Below are 17,182 nucleotides of genomic sequence, written 5' to 3'. Positions count from 1 at the left end.
TTCGAGGAGAAAAAGCGTGGCGCGTATTGCTGGCGTGAACATTCCGACCAACAAGCGGGTCGAGATCGCATTGACCTACATCTACGGCATCGGCCGGGTGAAGGCGAAAGAAATCTGCGAGAAGGTGGGGCTCCCGACGGAGCGCCGCGTCAATCAGCTGACTGATGCTGAGGTGCTGCAGATTCGCGAGACGATCGACCGTGATTACAAGGTTGAAGGTGACCTCCGTCGTGAGATCGCGATGGACATCAAGCGTCTGATGGACCTCGGCTGCTATCGCGGCCTGCGTCACCGCAAGGGCCTTCCGGTCCGCGGTCAGCGTACCCATACCAACGCCCGTACCCGCAAGGGCAAGGCTGTCGCTATCGCCGGCAAGAAGAAAGCCGCGCGATAAATCGTTAGCCCCCGTTTTCGAAGGACTACAGGATCCCCATGGTCAAGGACAAGGCCGCGCGCCCCCGGCGCAAGGAAAAGAAGAATATCACCTCTGCCGTTGCGCATGTGAATGCTTCGTTCAACAACACGATGATCACCATCACCGACGCGCAGGGCAACACTATTGCCTGGTCGTCGGCTGGCAGTCAGGGCTTCAAGGGCTCGCGCAAGTCGACCCCGTATGCCGCGCAGGTCGCGGCCGACGTGGCCGGCCGTCGCGCTGCCGAGCATGGCGTGCGCACCCTCGAGGTCGAGGTGAAGGGCCCGGGTTCGGGTCGCGAATCTGCGCTGCGCGCTCTGCAGGCCGTCGGTTTCGTCATCACCAGCATCCGCGACGTGACGCCGATCCCGCACAACGGCTGCCGTCCGCCGAAGCGCCGCCGCATTTAAACGGTCCGCGCCGGATTTAGGTCCGGCGCAGAAAAGAACAACGCGGCCGGCCGCCTCTTTCAGGGCGGCTGTAGTCGCAACCGAGGTGGTCTAGGCGGAGTTCCGCTCCCGCCGCAACCGAACGAGGTTAAGGTGATCCAGAAGAATTGGACCGATCTGATTAAGCCGAACAAGCTGGTTATCGAGCCGGGCGCCGTGCCGGGCCGGACCGCGACCATTGTTGCCGAACCGCTGGAGCGCGGCTTCGGTCTGACCCTGGGCAACGCGCTGCGTCGCGTGCTGCTGTCGTCGCTGCAGGGTGCTGCCGTCACGTCCATCAAGATCGACGGCGTGCTGCATGAATTCTCGTCGATCCCCGGCGTGCGTGAAGACGTCACCGACATCGTGCTGAACATCAAGTCGATGGCGCTGAAGATGCACGGCGAAGGCCCGAAGCGCATGCACCTGAACGCCCAGGGTCCGTGCGAAGTGACCGCCAAGATGATCGAGACCGGTCATGACATCGAAGTGATGGACCCGAGCCACGTGCTGTGCACGCTGGATGCCGGCGCCACCATCCGCATGGAACTGACCGTCGAGACCGGCAAGGGCTACGTGCCCGCGTCGGCCAACCGTCCGGAAGATGCGCCGATCGGCCTGATCCCGGTCGACGCGCTCTACAGCCCGGTTCGCAAGGTCTCCTACAAGGTCGAGAACACCCGTGAGGGCCAGATTCTCGACTATGACAAGCTGACCATGCAGATGGAAACCAACGGCGCGATCAAGCCGGAAGATGCCGTGGCCTATGCCGCCCGCATCCTGCAGGACCAGCTGCAGCTCTTCATCAACTTCGAAGAGCCGAAGGCTGAGAGCCGCGAGAAGGTCGCCAGCGAGCCGGAATTCAATCCGAACCTGCTGCGCCGCGTCGACGAGCTCGAGCTCTCGGTGCGTTCGGCCAACTGCCTCAAGAACGACAACATCGTCTACATCGGTGATCTGATCCAGAAGACCGAAGCAGAGATGCTGCGTACGCCGAACTTCGGCCGCAAGTCGCTGAACGAGATCAAGGAAGTTCTGGCTCAGATGGGTCTGCATCTCGGTATGCATGTCCCCAACTGGCCGCCGGAGAATATCGAGGAACTGGCGAAGAAGCTTCAGGATCAATACTGATCCTGTCCGCCTGACGAAGATCGAGGAGAGTCCCTATGCGTCACCGCAATGCCGGCCGCAAACTGAACAAGTCCAGCGCCCATCGCCGTGCGATGTTTGGCAACATGGCTGCGTCGCTGATCAAGCATGAGCAGATCACTACCACGCTGCCCAAGGCCAAAGAGCTGAAGCCGCTGATCGACAAGCTGATCACGCTCGGCAAGCGCGGCGATCTGCATGCCCGTCGCCAGGCCCTGTCCTTCCTGCCGGAGAAGGCAGCGGTGGACAAGCTGTTCTCGACCCTGAACGAGCGTTATGCCTCGCGCAGTGGCGGTTACAGCCGCGTGCTGAAGGCCGGCTTCCGCTATGGCGATGCCGCGCCGCTCGCCGTTGTTGAACTGGTTGATCGCGATGTTTCCGCCAAGGGTCAGGATTCAGGCCCGGTGCAGGAAGCCGCCGAGGCTGAAGCCGCCGCCTGAGGCGCTTCGATCACCTGATATGAAAATGGCGGGCCCTAGTGCCCGCCATTTTTTTTGCCCGCGCTTCGGGACGATGGGTCAGGAGCGCAGTTCCTGCGAGATTTCTTCTTCCGAGATGGCGGCGAAGATCACGCCGATCAGCAACATCTCGACGCGGTTCTGGCCCAACGGCAGGACCAGTGAATGATGGTCGACATACTGTTCGTCGACCACACCCTTGCGACGGATGAGGGCGGGCTTGCGGGTTTGCAGCACCTGCACATAGGTTTCGCGCGCGAGCGCGGCGAGTTCCTGCCAGGGGTGATCTTCGAGATATTTCCCGGTCATGTCGAAGCCCTGACGATGGGCGACATCGCTGCCGAACAGGCGATAGCGGAAACGGATCGGATCCATTTCCACATCGATCAGGATCAGACTTCCGAGGATAAAACGCAGCTCCAGGGGATCGATGGCGTCGCGGCCAGGATGTGTGCCCCCGGCGCGCTTGCTGTCCCAGTAGGTATAAAGCTGCTGCAGAAGCGGCTGTTCCAGGTTCATGCCGCCAGCATCCAGCGAGGGAATGAAGACGGGGTTAATTCTTGCTGGGCCTGACCCATTGAAAACCTTTCGGAAACATCCTTATTTAAACACGGTCATGACGCGCGCAGCCATCCTTCGAATTCTGACCATTTCTCTCATGGCACTGCTGGCCCTGCTGCCGGCGGCCCGTTCCGGTGCGCAACCGGCCGGTACGCAACCGCAGCCGCGTGTCCCGGCCAGCCGGGCCGAAATCCAGTTCAGTTTCGCCCCCCTGGTGCAGCGCGCCGCGCCGGCCGTGGTGAATGTCTACACCCGTCGGGTGGAGCGGGTGCGGCGCTCTCCTCTGATGGACGACCCGTTCTTCCGCCGTTTTTTCGGCGACCAGATGCAGGGCAACCAGCCGCGCGAAAGGGTCGCGCAATCCCTGGGCTCGGGTGTGATCGTCGAGGCCGAAGGGATCATTGTGACCAACAACCACGTGATCGACGGCGCGACCGAAATCGTGGTGGCGCTCAGCGACCGCCGTGAATTCGAGGCACGCGTGATCGCCGCCGATCCGCGCTCCGATCTGGCCGTGCTGCGCATCGATGTGCAGGGGGAGACGCTGCCGTATCTGGAGTTCAGCGATTCCGATGAGTTGCTGGTGGGCGATCTGGTCGTCGCCATCGGCAATCCTTTCGGTGTCGGCCAGACCGTGACGCAGGGCATCGTCTCGGCTGTTGGCCGGGCCATCTCGGACGACCTCACGGCACAGTCCTTTATCCAGACCGATGCCGCGATCAATCCGGGCAATTCCGGCGGCGCGCTGCTTACGCTCGACGGCAGGATTGCCGGCATCAATACCGCGATCTTTTCCCAATCGGGCGGTTCGGTTGGCATCGGCTTTGCCATTCCGGCGAACCTCGTGTCTTCCACGGTCGCCAGCGCCATGGCGGGGAAGGGCATTCGTCGTCCCTGGTTCGGGGCCAGCGGTGAAACGGTCACGTCCGAGATTGCACAAGGGCTTGGTCTGTCCCGTCCCAATGGCGTGTTGATCGGCGAGGTCTATCGCGGCGGCCCATCAGATCGTGCCGGCCTGCGCGCCGGCGACGTCGTGCTGGCGATCGATGGCCGCGAAGTCAACGATCCGCAAGCGCTGCGCTTCCGCATTGCCACTCGCAAGCTGGGTGATACGGCGCGCGTCGATATTTCCCGTCGCGGGCAGCGCCAAAGCCTGCAGATAGCCCTGGCCGAGGCGCCGGAAAATCCACCGCGCGACAGGACGCAGCTGACCGGCAATCAGCCACTGGCGGGCGCCACCGTGGCCAATCTTTCACCGGCCTTCGCCGAGGAGATCGGCATCGATACCCTGGAACGCGGCGTGATTGTGGCTGACGTCGCGCCGGGTTCACCGGCTAACCGTCTGCGGGTGCGCGTGGGCGATGTCGTCGTCAAGATCAACAATCAGGATGTGGCCGATGTGCGCGGCCTGCAGGGGCTTCTGCGCGGCGGCAGCCAATGGACTGTTGTTCTCCGGCGTGGCAAGCAATTACTGTCGGTCACGGTGCGGGCATGACCAAGAAAACCGGTGGTACTGCAGAGACGCTGTTCAGTGCGGCAGGTATGGAAAAGCCGCCAGCCGGTCCGTTGGCTGATCGCCTGCGCCCGCGGACGCTGGACGATATTATCGGTCAGAATCATCTGCTGAAGGGCGAAGGACCGCTCGCCCGCATGGTGCAGGCGAAGAAGCTGGCCAGCCTTATCCTCTGGGGCCCGCCGGGCACTGGCAAGACCTCGATCGCGCGCCTGTTGGCGGATGCCACCGAGTTAGAATTTGCACCACTCTCGGCCGTCTTCTCCGGTGTCGCCGACCTGCGCAAGATCTTTGAGGCCGCGCGGGAGCGTCGGGCACAGGGCAAGCGTACGCTGCTGTTCGTCGATGAAATCCATCGCTTCAATCGCGCCCAGCAGGACGGCTTCCTGCCTTATGTGGAAGACGGAACTGTGGTGCTGGTTGGTGCGACAACCGAGAATCCCAGCTTCGCCCTGAACTCGGCACTGCTGTCGCGCGCTTCGGTCGTGGTGCTGCATCGTCTGGATGATGCGGCGCTGGAGGCTTTGCTCGCCCGTGCTGAAGTCATTGAGGAGCGTCCGCTGCCGCTGACGACCGAGGCTCGCGCCGCATTACGCGCCATGGCTGATGGAGATGGCCGCTATCTGCTGAACATGGCCGAGCAGATTTACACTCTGCCGGCCGATGTTGAACCGCTTGATCCGGCGCGATTGGCCGAGACATTGCAGAAGCGTGCGCCGATCTATGACAAGACCCAGGACGAGCATTACAATCTGATCTCGGCGCTGCATAAGTCGCTGCGCGGATCCGATGTCGATGCGGCGCTCTACTGGATGGCACGCATGCTGGCCGGCGGGGAGGACCCGCTCTATATCACGCGACGCCTGGTGCGGTTCGCGGCCGAGGATATCGGTCTTGCCGATCCCAATGCGCTGCTGCAGGCTTTGGCGGCCAAGGACATGTACGACTTCCTCGGATCACCGGAAGGTGAACTCGGCCTGGTGCAGGCTGTGATCTATCTGGCCACCGCGCCAAAGTCGAATGCCGCCTACAAGGCGGAGAAGGCGGCCAAGCGTGCCGCGCGCGAGCATGGCTCGCTGATGCCGCCGATGCATATCCTGAACGCGCCGAACAAGATGATGAAAGAGCTGGGCTACAGCGCCGGCTACAACTACGACCACGATGCCGAGGACGGCTTTTCGGGCCAGAACTACTTCCCCTCGGATATGGACCGCCAGAACTTCTATCGACCGGTGGAGCGGGGATTTGAGCGGGAAATCCAGAAAAGGCTGGACTACTGGCAGAAGCTGCGGGCCCGCCGGCAGGGGGAAGACGGTCAATCCTGAGGGCGTTAACCAAGACGCAACCGCTGACCGCTAGGCTGAACTGGTGTATTTTGGGACTATGGCGTCCGCAATCGGCAAATTCCTGGACAGGTTCTCCGTGCTTCAGAAGCTCGGCATATACGGTGGTGCGGCTCTCGGCCTGCTGATCCTCAGCGGGGTGGTGAACTATGCCGTCAATGCGCCGAAGGAAAAGGCTTTCTATGTACCCGGCCAGGTTCCCAGCCGTGACGACTGCTTCTACGGCAAGCTGGCGCAATTCAAGAATGTAACCCGCCAGATCATCTTCCAGGCCGCGCAGGAATGCGAGATCGAGGTTCAATCGGTCGAAGGCCATGAACAGCGCCGTCAGGAATGGGTCGCCCGTCAGGCTGCCCGGGCGCAGCAGAAGCCTGCCGACCCTGTTGTCCAGCCGCAGCCGGAAGAGCCACAGGAAAAGGATCGCCTGCGCCGTGTCTGGCGCTGAGCGTTTTTCGTCTTTCAGTCAGAGTCATCAATCCATGTCCCAGGTCATCACCCGCACCGTCAGCGACGGCGAAGCCGACTTACGGCTCGATCGCTGGTTCAAGCGTCACTATCCCTGGCTTGGCCACGCCAAGCTGGAGAAGCTGCTGCGTACCGGTCAGGTGCGTGTTGATGGTGGTCGCGCCAAGGCGGCGACCCGCCTGGAGATCGGGCAGACCATCCGTATTCCGCCACTGGGTGAACCGCCGCAAGTTGACGAGCGTCCGCGTGAGCCGCGGCCGGCCCGGGCGACACCGGCACGCATTGCCGAACTCGAAGCTGCAGTCCTGCACAAGGATGATGCCGTCATTGTCATCAACAAGCCGCCGGGACTGGCGACCCAGGGCGGCACCGGACAGACCGAACATCTCGATGGCCTGCTGGGCTTCCTGAAATTCGGCAATGCCGAGCGTCCGCGTCTGGTGCATCGCCTGGACAAGGACACATCCGGCGTCATCCTGCTGGCGCGCACGGCTTCGGCTGCCGCCAAGCTTGCCGGTGCGTTGAAGGCGCGCGAAGCGCACAAGCTTTACTGGGCGCTGGTCATGGGGGTGCCCGAAATCCGCCAGGGCAAGATCAGCATGCCGTTGTCCAAGCTGCCGGGCGCTGCTGGCGAGAAGATGGCGGCCGACGAAGAGGATGGCAAGAATGCCGTCACGCTTTATCGCACCATCGATACCGCTGGCCGTCGTGCCTCGTGGCTCGCCATGGCGCCGCTCACCGGCCGCACGCATCAGCTGCGCGTGCATGCTGCGCTGATGGGCCGGCCAATTGTCGGCGACGGCAAATATGGCGGTGCCGAGGCGCATCTCACCGGTGGTGTCAGCCGTAAGCTGCATCTGCATGCTCGCGGCATCCGGCTGGCGCATCCCGATGGCGGTATCCTTGAAGTGCGGGCACCGTTGTCGGAGCATATGCGGGCGACCTGGGACTTTCTCGGTCTGGAGATCGAGAAAAGCGCCGACGCATGGCTGGAATAGACCAGCCGCTGCTGCCAGACCATCTGCGACAGCGGGCGCACCCGCTGCGTCCCGACCTTGCTGCCGAAGTTCATGCCCGCCCGCCACTGCCCTTGGCAGCGCCCGGTCGTGTCCTGCATCTGGGCATGATGCTCAAGGGGCAAGATGAAGCTGCGGCCGAGCATGCACATCTTGTTGCGCTCTGCCGGGCTGTGAAGGCGGCTGAACCCGAAGCTGGCGTGCGCCATGTTGCTGTCCCGTTGCCCGAAGACGGGCACCTGATATGGGAAAAGCGCACCGAATTCTCGACCTATACACTGTACCTGCACCGCGCTGCGGGAGCTGCCATGGCAGCCAGCCGCTTACCGCTGCCGGCGGACTGGCTGGCGCAACTGCCTGGCCGGCTGATGATCGCAGCCGATGTGACAGTGCTGGCCGGCAGTGAACAGGCACCCGATGCCACCATGCTGGAAACGCTGTTTGACGGACCGACGTTGGCTGCCAGCGGCCTGGCCGGCGGGCAGGCGACGGTATGGACGGATTTTCATCTGGGCGTCGACGATGCCGTGCGCTTTTTGCTGCATGATCGAGGCCTGACGCCGGCACAATGCGGGCGCATCGTGATGCGGCTGCTGGATATCGAAACCTATCGCATGATGGCGCTGCTGGCCTTGCCGCTGGCGCAGCAGGTGGCGCCGCGCATCACCATGCTGGAGCAGGAGCTGGCCAAGTTATCGGGTCGCATGGTCGATGTTGCGCATGAAAGCGAGCAGACGCTGTTGCGCGAAATTGCCGGTCTGGCTGCCGAGGTCGAGACTCTGGCGGTGGAGACGCCGTACCGGTTCGGCGCAGCTCGGGCCTATCATGCTCTGGTCGAACGCCGCGTCGCCGAACTACGCGAGATCCGCATCGAGGGGCAGCCGACCATCAGTGAGTTCATGGAACGTCGGCTTTCACCGGCCATGCGTACCTGCATCACCATGGCCGAACGCATTGAGGGCCTGTCGCGGCGGGCGACCCGCATCGCCAACCTGCTGCGCACCCGCGTCGATGTGGCGCTGGAGCGGCAGAATGTCGAGCTGCTCGATGCGATGAACCGCCGTTCGCGTCTGCAGCTGCGCCTGCAGGAAACAGTCGAGGGCTTGTCGGTTGCCGCGATCACCTATTACACGGTTGGGCTGGTCGGTTATGCCGCGCAGGCCCTGCATGCGGTAGGATTGCCGGTCGACAAGGAGATCGCCATCGGTATCTCCATCCCGGTCGTTGCCTTGGTCGTCTGGTGGGGATTGCGACGCTTTCGCCGTTCGCTCCAGAAAGCCGGGCTGCACTAGGCGCGTTTTTTTCAGCGCAGCGCGGTCTTGATCGTCTCGGCCAGATAATCCGCCACGGCACGCACACGCGGCGCCTTGCGCAAGTCGCGATGAATCACCAACCACAGCTCGCGCGTCACCGGCGGCTTGCCGCTTTCGGCAACCAGCTCTGGATATTGCCGGGCGATATAATCAGGCAGCAGCACGGCGCAGGCGCCGGCGCGCGCCGCCGCCACCATCGGGATCATGCTGTTGCTGCGCAGAACCGGGCGCAGGCCCGGCTGTTTGGCCAGCCACTGCATTTCCGGCAGGTCGGGCAGGCTTTCGTCGAAGGCGGCCACGGCCGTGCTGTCCGCAATATTGGCGTGGCGATACAGGCGATAGGGCACCGCACCAAGCCGGCTGGCGTAGAGCTCGCCGGTCTTCGGCCGCGCCCAGCGGATGGCGATGTCGGCTTCGCGCCGTGCCAGGCTGAGCGAACGATGATCGACCAGTATTTCCAGTTCCAGCCGCGGCCAACGCCGACGCATCTCCGCCAGGTAGGGCGCAATGGTGTGGCTGGCAACGCCTTCGGTCGTGGTGATCCGCACCAGCCCTTCGACCTGCTCGCCGCGCTGCGCCTCGGCCAGGCGACCCAGCCGGAGCAGTGGCGCCTCGATCTGTTCGGCGGCCTGCAGCACCGGGGCGGCAAGGGGAGTCGGGCGGTAGCCGCGTGCCCGTCGTTCGAACAGCTGGAAGCCCAATGTCTCTTCCAGGATCGCGATCCGCCGCGCCACCGTGGCGTGGTTCACCTTCAGCACCCGGGCCGTGGCCGAGAGACTGCCATGACGCGCCAGTTCCAGGGCGTAGCGCAGGTCGTTCCAGTCCGGCTGGATGCCCATCTGGGCATCTGTGCGTTTTTGCATAGGCATCGCGCGATCTTATGGAATTTGCACAAGGCCCGCCATGGCCTAAATCAGGGCATATAGTCCTCAATCGGAGTGTGCGTGATGACCCGTCCCAAAACCCTGCTCGAAATGGCCGGCGCTGCCGGCGTGCCGTTCCAGTGGGACAAGGCTGCCCTGGTGGTGGTGGATGCCCAGAATGAATATCTGGCCGATGGCGGCCTGCCGCTCACTGGCGTCGAGGCCGCCGTGGCCGAGATCGGCCGTCTGCTGGCCGCCGCCCGCGCCAGCGGTGCGCCGGTGATTCATGTGCGTCATCATGGCCGGCCGGGCGGAGCGTTGTTCAATCCCGAAGGTCCGAAGGCAGAGTTCATCGCGACCGTGCGACCGCTGGATGGCGAGACCATCGTCACCAAGGGTCTGCCCAACAGCTTTGCCAAGACCAATCTGGACGAAGTGCTGAAGGGGCTGGGCCGTCCGGATGTGATCATCGCCGGTTTCCAGAGCCATATGTGCATCAGTGCCACGGCGCGCAGCGCGCTGGATCATGGCTACCGGGCTGCCGTCGTCGCCTCGGCCTGCGCCGATCGCGATCTGCCCGATCCGACCGGCAGCGGTGCGATCTTGGCCACCGAGATGCATCGCATCACCATGGCGGCGCTCAACGATCGCTTTGCGGTGGTGCTGAAAGACGCCAGCGCTATTTCGGCGCAGGCAGCGGCGTAGCATTCACGCCGCTGCGCGGCACGGGGTTCATTGTGGGCACCGGCGCCTGCACGGCGTTCGGTGTTTCCGACGGCCGCGTCCGCGTGCGGCGGTCCGTCGGCAGGGTGTCCCAGATCTGGTTGGCCTCAGCCACGCTCAGCTTCTGATCGCCCGGCCGGCAGGCCCGGCTGCGATAGAGCACGCGGCGATCGGTATAGAAGCACCAGATGGCTTCGGTCAGCTGTGCACGCTGCAGCAGCTGGGCTTCTTCCGTATTGATCCAGCGACTGCCGGTCGGACAGGCCTGCGCTTCGAAGACCTGGCCGGTGCTGTCGCTATAGCACAGCGCATAGACACCTTCTCCCACGCGCGCCGGGTTACTGTCATAAGGCGTGATGGTACCGATGGCTGCACCGCCGCCAGGCGGAACATTGGCTTGCGGCGCGTTGCCGATGCCGCCACGCGTGGCGGGCTGATAGGTGCGGGGCTGTACTGGGGTGATCTCCGGCGCACCGCGACCCGCCACCGGTGTGCGTGAATTGGAGGCCTGGAACTGGCGCTCGGCGACGTCGCTGCCGACAGGACTGTAGCCCGGTGCACAGCGGCCGGTCTGGCTGATGTAGAGCAGGCCGGCCTCGGCATTGAAGCAAGGCGTGACAGGGCGATCGCTGGGAGTGCTGGCACTGTCTGATGCGCGCGGACGGTCGCTGCCGCCGCCCATGCCGCGATACAGGCTGCGATTCAGGTCGCGCACGCTGTTCTCCATGCCGCTACAGCCGATCAGGCCGAGGGCGAGAAGCAACAGCGCGAGACCGCGACCGCCGCGCATGATGGGATCAGCCGCGGCCGCGATAGGCGGCGACGCCCTGGTCGGGCAGCCACAGGCCGGCCGGCGGCTTGCCGGTCTGGTAGAAGACATCGATCGGCATGCCGCCGCGCGGATACCAGTAGCCGCCGATGCGTAGCCAGCGCGGCTGCATCGCTGCGACCAGGCGTTTGGCGATGCCGACGGTGCAATCCTCATGGAAGGCACCGTGATTGCGGAAGCTGTTGAGGAACAGCTTCAGCGATTTCGATTCAACAATCTGCCGGTTCGGCACGTAATCGATCACCAGATGCGCGAAGTCGGGCTGGCCGGTCATCGGGCAGAGGCTGGTGAACTCCGGCTGCGTGAAGCGGATCAGATAGGTCACACCCGGCTGCGGATTGGGCACGGTCTCCAGGACCGCATCTTCCGGGCGCGCCGGCTGGGCGGCCATCTTGCCAAGCTGGGTCAGGCCGGCGACCGAAGAGGCGCGGCGGGTGGCGGAGCGGGATTTCGTCGGCTTTGTCATGCTATCTATCTGCCACAACAACGCCTTGATTGCATCCCCGTGCCGCCATGATCGGCCAACAGTGTGACACCCGTACCGACCGAGGCATCCGGGTGGATGTACCGTCGGTGTCTACGCCCCCGAAGGAGGCACCCATGACCCGCTTTAAAACCCTCGCCACCGCCCTGACCGTTGCCGGCGCCCTGTCGTTCGGTGCTGCCGGCGCCTATGCCCAGGCCACCCCGGCGCAGCCCGCGACTCCGGCCCAGCCCAGCGTGAGCGGCCCGGCCGCACCGACGGCGCCGTCGGTCAAGAAGGCCGAGGATCACAAGGCCGACCAGCACAAGGATGCGAAGAAGGCCGAGCTCAAGTCTGACCTGAAGAAGGAAGACCAGCGCAAGGCCGACCTGAAAAAGGACCAGCTGAAGCAGGATCAGGCCCGTACCGACCAGAAATCCCGTGATGCCAGGAAAGCCGTCAACTGAGGCGCAGTGACGGTTTATTGGGGCTCCCGTCTTCGGACGGGGGCCTTTTTTTGTTGGTTTTCAGCCCCAGAAGCCGTCCCGAGTTGAGCCCGGCAGCCGGGCATGCGAGTCTGGGGCATGGATTCCTCCAAAGACATTTCAGGCCCCGATTTCGTGCCGCCCAGGCTGGTGCTGTTCGACTGCGACGGCACCATGGTCGACAGCCAGCATCACATCGTATCCGCGATGCATTCCGCCTTCGCCGCCAACGGTCTGATCGTGCCTGAAGCCGATACCGTGCGCCGCACCGTCGGTCTGCCGCTGGATGCCGCGATTGAAAGCCTGCTGCCCTATGGCGCCGGTTCGTTGACGGCCGTCGTCGATGCCTACAAGCAGGCTGCCATTGCCCAGCGCCTGGTGCCCGACCATCACGAACCGCTGTTTCCCGGTCTGGTCGATGCCATGGACCGGCTGGAGGCGGCCGGCTACCTGCTTGGCATCGCCACCGGCAAGGCGCGCCGTGGCCTCGACTTCACACTCAAGACCCACGGCCTGACCGGCCGCTTCGTCACGCTGCAGACCAATGACGTCGTGGCGGCCGGCAAGCCGGCACCCGACATGGTGCTGCAAGCCATGGCCGAGACCGGCGCGGATCGCGGCTCGACCATTGTGGTGGGCGACACTACGTATGACATGGAGATGGCCCGCAATGCCGGGGTGAGGGCGATCGGCGTCGCCTGGGGCTATCACGATGAAGATGTGCTCTGGAATGCCGGGGCGCAGAAAGTCATAAGAAACTTCGAGGAACTTCCTGATCTGGTGATCGAACTGATGGCCTGATCGTTACTGTCTTTGACGGGAGGTGCCGCATGCGCGTGCTGAAATGGATTGGCGTCGTTCTGGTGCTGCTGGTGGTCGCTGCCGTGGTCGCGGCGCTGACCGTGGATGTGAACCGCTTCAAGCCGCAGATCGTGGCAGCCGTCGAAGAAGCCACCGGTCGCAAACTCGATATTGCCGAAGACATGAAACTCAGTCTCTGGCCGCTGGGCATTGGTGTGAAGCGCGTCAGTTTCGCCAATGCAAGCTGGGGCAGCCGGCCGCAGATGGCCACCATCGGCGAGTTCACCGCACAGGTCGATCTGATTGCCCTGATCCGCAGCCAGGTGAAGGTCGACAGCCTTGTGCTGAATGACGTTGATCTGCTGCTTGAGAAGGACCGCCAGGGCCGGGCCAACTGGGATTTCGCCGGCCAGAAGCCGGCCCCCGCGCAGCAGCCGCAGGCACCTGCCGGGCAGAAGTCTGGCGGGGGCAGCATTCCCGCCATCGAGAATGTCTCGCTCAAGAATGTGAAGCTGGCCTATCACGATGCGCAGAGCGGCTCGAAGACCGATGTCAATCTCAGCGAGTTTTCGATCAAGCAGGCCAGCGGCAACATGCTGGCGACCAAGCTGGTCGCCGTGATCAACGGCAACGAGATCAAGGCCGATGGCACGCTGGGCAGCCTGGATGACCTGATAGCGCCCAGCCGGCCCTGGCCGGTGAAGCTCAATGTCACCGTGCCCAACGCAAAGCTCGCCGTCGATGGCAGTATTGCCCAGCCGATGCAGGGCAAGGGCATCGCATTAAAGGTTTCGGCCGAGGCCCCTGATCTTGCCAAGTTGGCGGCGGCTTTCGGTGCCAGCGCGCCGGCGGTGCCGCTGACCTTCCAGTCCGAAGTGAAGGATCTCGGTCCGCAGCGCTATGCGCTCAACAACATCAACGCCAGGATCGCGGACAGCGATCTCACCGGTACGGCCGAGCTCAACCTGGCCGGCGCAAAGCCGGCGGTGAAGGCCGATCTCGCTTCCAAGAGCATGGATGTGAACCAGTTGCTGCCCAAGGATGCCGCCAAACCTGCCGGCAGTGCCGGCGGGAGTGGCGGCGCGAAAGCGCCTGCCGGCGACGGCCGCCTGTTCAACAACGATCCGCTGCCGCTTGATGGTCTGAACGCCGCCGATGCGCAGATAACCTACAAGGCCGAGCATCTGAAGGCGCCGGCCTTCGACGCGCAGGGCGTGGCGCTGGCGCTCACGCTGAAAGATGGCGTGTTGAACGTGAGGCCGGCTGTCGCATCACTCGCGCAGGGCAACCTCAACGGCGACATCACATTCAATGGCAAGTCCAAGGCCTTGAATGCAAAGCTCGATGGCAAAGGCATCGTGTTGAGCGAATACCTGCAGAAGGCCGGTATCACCGATATCGTGCGGCGTGGTGCGCCGACCGATCTGGCGCTGGATGTCACCAGCCAAGGCGCCAGCATGCGGCAGCTCATGGCCGGCCTGAACGGCAAACTGGTCCTGAAAGTGGGTGAGGGCGAGCTGAAGGAGGAATACATCCGTGACTTCCTGCCCGGGATGGCGCGCGCCGTCGCGGCGCTGGATCGAGCCTCCGCCAAGACCAAGTTGCATTGCGTGGTCACCGGTCTCGACATCAAGGCCGGCGTGCTGACGCCCAAGGCGATGCTGGCCGAAACTGGCAGCATGACCATGACCGGCGACGGCACCGTCAACCTGGGTGCCGAGCAGTTGAACCTGCGTCTGGTGCCGTCCTCGCGCGACAGCGGGCTGGCCGCCGCGCTGCCGCCGGTGATGGTGCGCGGCAAGCTGACCGATCCCAGCTTCACGCCCGATCCTGCTGCCCTGGCCAAGAACGTGCTGGGCGCGGCCGCCGGCATGGCCGCCCTGGGTCCGCTGGCGCTGCTGTCGCCGGCGCTGGGTTCAGGAGGCGATGATGCCGCGACGGCTTGCGCCAAGGCTGTGGCGTTGGCCGAGGGGCGTCCGGTGCCGGCCTCGGCGGCAAAGTCTGGTACGCAGCCGGCCGAGCAGCCGAAATCGGATAATCCCGTCGATAATCTGAAGCGGGGCCTGGGCAATCTGTTCAGCCGTTGATGAGCTGTGGTGTCGTCGCTATAAGCCGCAGGCATGAAGCGGTTCTATAAAGAGGCGACGGCGCAGGCCGAAGCGGATGGCACGGCCACCGTGCGGCTGGACGGCCGCATGCTGAAAACGCCGGCCAAGGTCGAGATGCGTCTGCCGACACTGGCGCTGGCCGAGGCGATCGCCGCCGAATGGCAGGCTCAGGAGGGCGAGATCAAACCCTCGACCATGCCGCTGATGCAGCTGGCCGCCACCGCCATCGACCGCGTGGCCGTCGACCGCAGCTTCGCCACCGATGACATCCTGCGCTACAGCGGCACCGACCTGCTGGCCTATCGCGCGGATCAGCCTGCCGCACTTGCCGAAAAGCAGGCCGCTGTCTGGCAGCCGCTGCTGGACTGGTTCCGCGAACGCTTTGATGTGCAGATCGCGGTCACCAGCGGCATCATGGCGGTTGACCAGCCGCCGGAGCTAAGGCCTCGCCTGCAACGGGTCTGTGAAGGCTGCGATCAATACCAGCTGACCGCGCTGCATGCGGCCACCACCAATACCGGCTCGGTGGTGCTGGGCCTGGCCCTGCTGGAAGGACGAGTCGACGCTGCCGCAGCCACCGAAGCCGGTCTTCTGGACGAACTGCACCAGGTCGAACGCTGGGGCGAAGATGCGGAAGCTGCCAAACGTCGCGCCGGACTGGCTGCCGACCTCGAGGCGACCACCCGATTTCTCGCTTTACTGCAGGTCGCCTCTTAGTGCTATTCCCTCCGGTTGTGCCTAATCCACAGGCACAACCTTTTCTGGGCGGGGCTGCGAATCGCTTGTTATAGTCACTCGCGATCACGGGGACTTGATGTCGGCCTTCAGGGGGGCCCGACATATGGCAGGAACAGATACGCCGAAGCGGCAGCGGCCCAAAATGGGCTATGGCGAGCTTCTGGCCATCATTGCGGATCACGAAAAGTACCGCCAGCGCCTGCCCGGGGGGCGGCGGGCGATCCTGCATTATCGCGACCTGTCCCATCTCTCGATGGCCGGCGTTGATCTCGCCGGGGCTGATTTCACGGGCTGCAATCTGCAGGCGGTCAACATGGCCGACACGAACCTGAGCAGTGCCGTGCTGTTCGGCGCCGATCTGCGGGGCGCCAGCCTTCAGAATGCGCGTCTGGATCATGCCGACTTGCGCGGTGCATCGCTGCGTGGTGCCGATCTCACTGGTGCGAAGCTGCAGGAAGCCGATCTCTGCGACGGCATGGTCGCCCAGCGCGATCCCGTCGGCGGCACGCATCTGGTCAAGCCCGATCATGACGCGGTTGATCTTGGCGGCGCGAAGCTGGTGGCGGCCGATCTCACCGGCGCGAACATGACCGGCGTGACGGCAGGGCGAACCGACTTCAGCGATGCGGTTCTGATCAACTGTGTGCTGTCGCGCGCCAATCTCTCGGCGGCCAAACTTTCCGGCGCCAATCTCTCAGGCGCTGATCTGACTGGCGCCAATCTGAAAGACGCTGAACTGCGCGGCGCGGTTCTGGTCGGCGTGCGGCTGGAAAAGACGCAGCTTGCCGGTGCCGATCTGCGCGGGATTCTGGACGACACGCCGCACGGCCGTTCGATTGCCGAACTCGATGTCAGTATCGACGAAGCATTTCGCCTGTATCGCCTGTGGGTCGAGACCGACGGTCTCAAGGGACGGCTGTTCGATTTCAGCGGCTACGATCTGCGCAGCATCGGCCCGCGCCCCGGTCTGGTGCTCACCGGCGCGATGCTGGAAGGGGCGGTGCTGCAGGGCCTCAACCTGGAGCGCGCCTCGCTGCAGGGCGCGCGCCTGGTCGATGCCGACCTGCGCGACTGCAATCTCGCCAGTGCCGATCTGCGTGGTGCGAACCTGAGCGGCGCCATGCTGGTGCGCGCCGACCTGCGTGATGCAGACCTCAGCCCTCTGATGGTTGGCCTGGTGAAATCCTTTCCCGCCAATCTGACGCGCAGCCTGTTGCGCAGCGCCGATCTGCGGGGGGCTCGGTTGCGGCAGGCCTGGCTGGATGATGCCGATATGTCGCGCGCCCTGCTGGACGGCGCTGATCTGGCCGAGGCCCGACTGCCCCAACGTTAAGCCTGATCTGCGGTAATTCCGGTTCAGTCTGATATATCAGCAGCGATAAATTCCTTTTATCGCAAGGGTTTCCATTCTTCTATTGCACTGCAGCGCCGACTATTTTGCCGCTCCCCGCGATGTGCTATTGCCGTGTCACGGCCATGTCATAAGGCGCCCCATTCGAGACAGCGCCAAA

General features: G+C 64.0%; 19 protein-coding genes. 15 read left to right on the top strand and 4 right to left on the bottom strand.

What is annotated here, in order from left to right; genetic code table 11:
• Positions 1–16 precede the first annotated feature (16 nt).
• From rpsM to rplQ, 4 genes are all read left to right on the top strand, one after another.
• Positions 17–394, top strand: a complete 378-nt coding sequence (gene rpsM / locus AC1RRE_RS19345; RefSeq protein ID WP_492983550.1) for a 30S ribosomal protein S13 — start codon at positions 17–19, stop codon at positions 392–394.
• 38 nt (positions 395–432) lie between these two features.
• Positions 433–825 (top strand): 30S ribosomal protein S11, encoded by a 393-nt coding sequence (gene rpsK / locus AC1RRE_RS19340; protein WP_298727782.1) that lies wholly within the window; start codon positions 433–435, stop codon positions 823–825.
• A 132-nt stretch (positions 826–957) separates the two neighbouring features.
• Positions 958–1,974 (top strand): DNA-directed RNA polymerase subunit alpha, encoded by a 1,017-nt coding sequence (locus AC1RRE_RS19335; protein WP_492983548.1) that lies wholly within the window; start codon positions 958–960, stop codon positions 1,972–1,974.
• Between the two features lie 35 nt (positions 1,975–2,009).
• Complete coding sequence (gene rplQ / locus AC1RRE_RS19330) at positions 2,010–2,432, top strand: 50S ribosomal protein L17 (RefSeq protein WP_492983546.1); 423 nt, start codon at positions 2,010–2,012, stop codon at positions 2,430–2,432.
• 78 nt (positions 2,433–2,510) lie between these two features.
• Here rplQ and AC1RRE_RS19325 read toward each other — a convergent pair whose 3' ends face one another.
• Complete coding sequence (locus AC1RRE_RS19325; RefSeq protein WP_492983544.1) at positions 2,511–2,969, bottom strand: PAS domain-containing protein; 459 nt, start codon at positions 2,967–2,969, stop codon at positions 2,511–2,513.
• Between AC1RRE_RS19325 and AC1RRE_RS19320 the strand changes: the two genes are divergently transcribed.
• The 5 genes from AC1RRE_RS19320 to AC1RRE_RS19300 all read left to right on the top strand — a co-directional run bounded on the left by AC1RRE_RS19320 (position 2,968) and on the right by AC1RRE_RS19300 (position 8,640).
• Positions 2,968–4,506 carry a DegQ family serine endoprotease gene (locus AC1RRE_RS19320; protein WP_492983542.1) on the top strand — a complete coding sequence of 513 codons (1,539 nt, stop codon included), beginning with the start codon at positions 2,968–2,970 and terminating at the stop codon, positions 4,504–4,506. The two genes, AC1RRE_RS19325 and AC1RRE_RS19320, sit on opposite strands and share 2 nt — an antisense overlap.
• A 47-nt stretch (positions 4,507–4,553) precedes the next feature.
• Positions 4,554–5,849, top strand: coding sequence for a replication-associated recombination protein A (locus tag AC1RRE_RS19315; RefSeq protein ID WP_492983599.1), 1,296 nt, complete (start codon positions 4,554–4,556; stop codon positions 5,847–5,849).
• A 97-nt stretch (positions 5,850–5,946) separates the two neighbouring features.
• Positions 5,947–6,312, top strand: coding sequence for a hypothetical protein (locus tag AC1RRE_RS19310; protein WP_492983540.1), 366 nt, complete (start codon positions 5,947–5,949; stop codon positions 6,310–6,312).
• Positions 6,313–6,346: 34 nt separating this feature from the next.
• Complete coding sequence (locus tag AC1RRE_RS19305) at positions 6,347–7,330, top strand: RluA family pseudouridine synthase (protein ID WP_492983538.1); 984 nt, start codon at positions 6,347–6,349, stop codon at positions 7,328–7,330.
• Entirely contained in the window at positions 7,318–8,640 is a 1,323-nt protein-coding gene (locus AC1RRE_RS19300; RefSeq protein WP_492983536.1) for a DUF3422 family protein, read from the top strand. Before AC1RRE_RS19305 ends, AC1RRE_RS19300 begins: the two co-directional genes overlap by 13 nt.
• Before the next feature lie 11 nt (positions 8,641–8,651).
• Here AC1RRE_RS19300 and AC1RRE_RS19295 read toward each other — a convergent pair whose 3' ends face one another.
• Complete coding sequence (locus AC1RRE_RS19295; protein WP_492983534.1) at positions 8,652–9,524, bottom strand: LysR family transcriptional regulator; 873 nt, start codon at positions 9,522–9,524, stop codon at positions 8,652–8,654.
• Positions 9,525–9,608: 84 nt separating this feature from the next.
• Between AC1RRE_RS19295 and AC1RRE_RS19290 the strand changes: the two genes are divergently transcribed.
• A complete protein-coding gene (locus AC1RRE_RS19290; protein ID WP_492983532.1) occupies positions 9,609–10,229 on the top strand; it encodes a cysteine hydrolase family protein in 621 nt (206 codons plus the stop codon).
• Here AC1RRE_RS19290 and AC1RRE_RS19285 read toward each other — a convergent pair.
• Positions 10,204–11,037 carry a hypothetical protein gene (locus AC1RRE_RS19285; RefSeq protein ID WP_492983530.1) on the bottom strand — a complete coding sequence of 278 codons (834 nt, stop codon included), beginning with the start codon at positions 11,035–11,037 and terminating at the stop codon, positions 10,204–10,206. The two genes, AC1RRE_RS19290 and AC1RRE_RS19285, sit on opposite strands and share 26 nt — an antisense overlap.
• A gap of 7 nt (positions 11,038–11,044) precedes the next feature.
• Positions 11,045–11,542 (bottom strand): preQ(1) synthase, encoded by a 498-nt coding sequence (gene queF, locus AC1RRE_RS19280; RefSeq protein WP_492983528.1) that lies wholly within the window; start codon positions 11,540–11,542, stop codon positions 11,045–11,047.
• A 134-nt stretch (positions 11,543–11,676) separates the two neighbouring features.
• On the opposite strand from queF, the gene AC1RRE_RS19275 reads away from it, so the two are divergent.
• The 5 genes from AC1RRE_RS19275 to AC1RRE_RS19255 all read left to right on the top strand — a co-directional run bounded on the left by AC1RRE_RS19275 (position 11,677) and on the right by AC1RRE_RS19255 (position 17,004).
• Positions 11,677–12,006, top strand: a complete 330-nt coding sequence (locus tag AC1RRE_RS19275; RefSeq protein WP_492983526.1) for a hypothetical protein — start codon at positions 11,677–11,679, stop codon at positions 12,004–12,006.
• Between the two features lie 117 nt (positions 12,007–12,123).
• Complete coding sequence (locus AC1RRE_RS19270) at positions 12,124–12,825, top strand: HAD-IA family hydrolase (protein ID WP_492983524.1); 702 nt, start codon at positions 12,124–12,126, stop codon at positions 12,823–12,825.
• 29 nt (positions 12,826–12,854) lie between these two features.
• Positions 12,855–14,912, top strand: a complete 2,058-nt coding sequence (locus AC1RRE_RS19265; RefSeq protein WP_492983522.1) for an AsmA family protein — start codon at positions 12,855–12,857, stop codon at positions 14,910–14,912.
• 33 nt (positions 14,913–14,945) lie between these two features.
• The gene (locus AC1RRE_RS19260) at positions 14,946–15,650 is read left to right on the top strand and encodes an ATP12 family chaperone protein (RefSeq protein WP_492983520.1); all 705 of its coding nucleotides are present in this window, start codon (positions 14,946–14,948) and stop codon (positions 15,648–15,650) included.
• A 124-nt stretch (positions 15,651–15,774) separates the two neighbouring features.
• The gene (locus AC1RRE_RS19255; RefSeq protein ID WP_492983518.1) at positions 15,775–17,004 is read left to right on the top strand and encodes a pentapeptide repeat-containing protein; all 1,230 of its coding nucleotides are present in this window, start codon (positions 15,775–15,777) and stop codon (positions 17,002–17,004) included.
• The last annotated feature ends 178 nt before the right edge of the window (positions 17,005–17,182 follow it).

This window comes from Ferrovibrio sp. GW821-FHT12D07, from assembly GCF_058807275.1.
The sequence above is the reverse complement of the archived record's forward strand: the minus strand, read 5'-3'. Positions and strand labels throughout refer to the sequence as shown.

Coding starts and splice junctions, on each gene's coding strand:
- AC1RRE_RS19260 (WP_492983520.1), top strand. CDS start 14,946: ATGAAGCGGTTCTATAAAGAGGCGACGGCGCAGGCCGAAGCGGATGGC.
- AC1RRE_RS19325 (WP_492983544.1), bottom strand. CDS start 2,969: ATGAACCTGGAACAGCCGCTTCTGCAGCAGCTTTATACCTACTGGGAC.
- AC1RRE_RS19275 (WP_492983526.1), top strand. CDS start 11,677: ATGACCCGCTTTAAAACCCTCGCCACCGCCCTGACCGTTGCCGGCGCC.
- queF (WP_492983528.1), bottom strand. CDS start 11,542: ATGACAAAGCCGACGAAATCCCGCTCCGCCACCCGCCGCGCCTCTTCG.
- AC1RRE_RS19255 (WP_492983518.1), top strand. CDS start 15,775: ATGGCAGGAACAGATACGCCGAAGCGGCAGCGGCCCAAAATGGGCTAT.
- AC1RRE_RS19300 (WP_492983536.1), top strand. CDS start 7,318: ATGGCTGGAATAGACCAGCCGCTGCTGCCAGACCATCTGCGACAGCGG.
- AC1RRE_RS19285 (WP_492983530.1), bottom strand. CDS start 11,037: ATGCGCGGCGGTCGCGGTCTCGCGCTGTTGCTTCTCGCCCTCGGCCTG.
- AC1RRE_RS19295 (WP_492983534.1), bottom strand. CDS start 9,524: ATGCAAAAACGCACAGATGCCCAGATGGGCATCCAGCCGGACTGGAAC.
- AC1RRE_RS19315 (WP_492983599.1), top strand. CDS start 4,554: ATGGAAAAGCCGCCAGCCGGTCCGTTGGCTGATCGCCTGCGCCCGCGG.
- AC1RRE_RS19320 (WP_492983542.1), top strand. CDS start 2,968: ATGCCGCCAGCATCCAGCGAGGGAATGAAGACGGGGTTAATTCTTGCT.
- AC1RRE_RS19290 (WP_492983532.1), top strand. CDS start 9,609: ATGACCCGTCCCAAAACCCTGCTCGAAATGGCCGGCGCTGCCGGCGTG.
- rpsK (WP_298727782.1), top strand. CDS start 433: ATGGTCAAGGACAAGGCCGCGCGCCCCCGGCGCAAGGAAAAGAAGAAT.
- AC1RRE_RS19305 (WP_492983538.1), top strand. CDS start 6,347: ATGTCCCAGGTCATCACCCGCACCGTCAGCGACGGCGAAGCCGACTTA.
- rplQ (WP_492983546.1), top strand. CDS start 2,010: ATGCGTCACCGCAATGCCGGCCGCAAACTGAACAAGTCCAGCGCCCAT.
- AC1RRE_RS19265 (WP_492983522.1), top strand. CDS start 12,855: ATGCGCGTGCTGAAATGGATTGGCGTCGTTCTGGTGCTGCTGGTGGTC.
- AC1RRE_RS19270 (WP_492983524.1), top strand. CDS start 12,124: ATGGATTCCTCCAAAGACATTTCAGGCCCCGATTTCGTGCCGCCCAGG.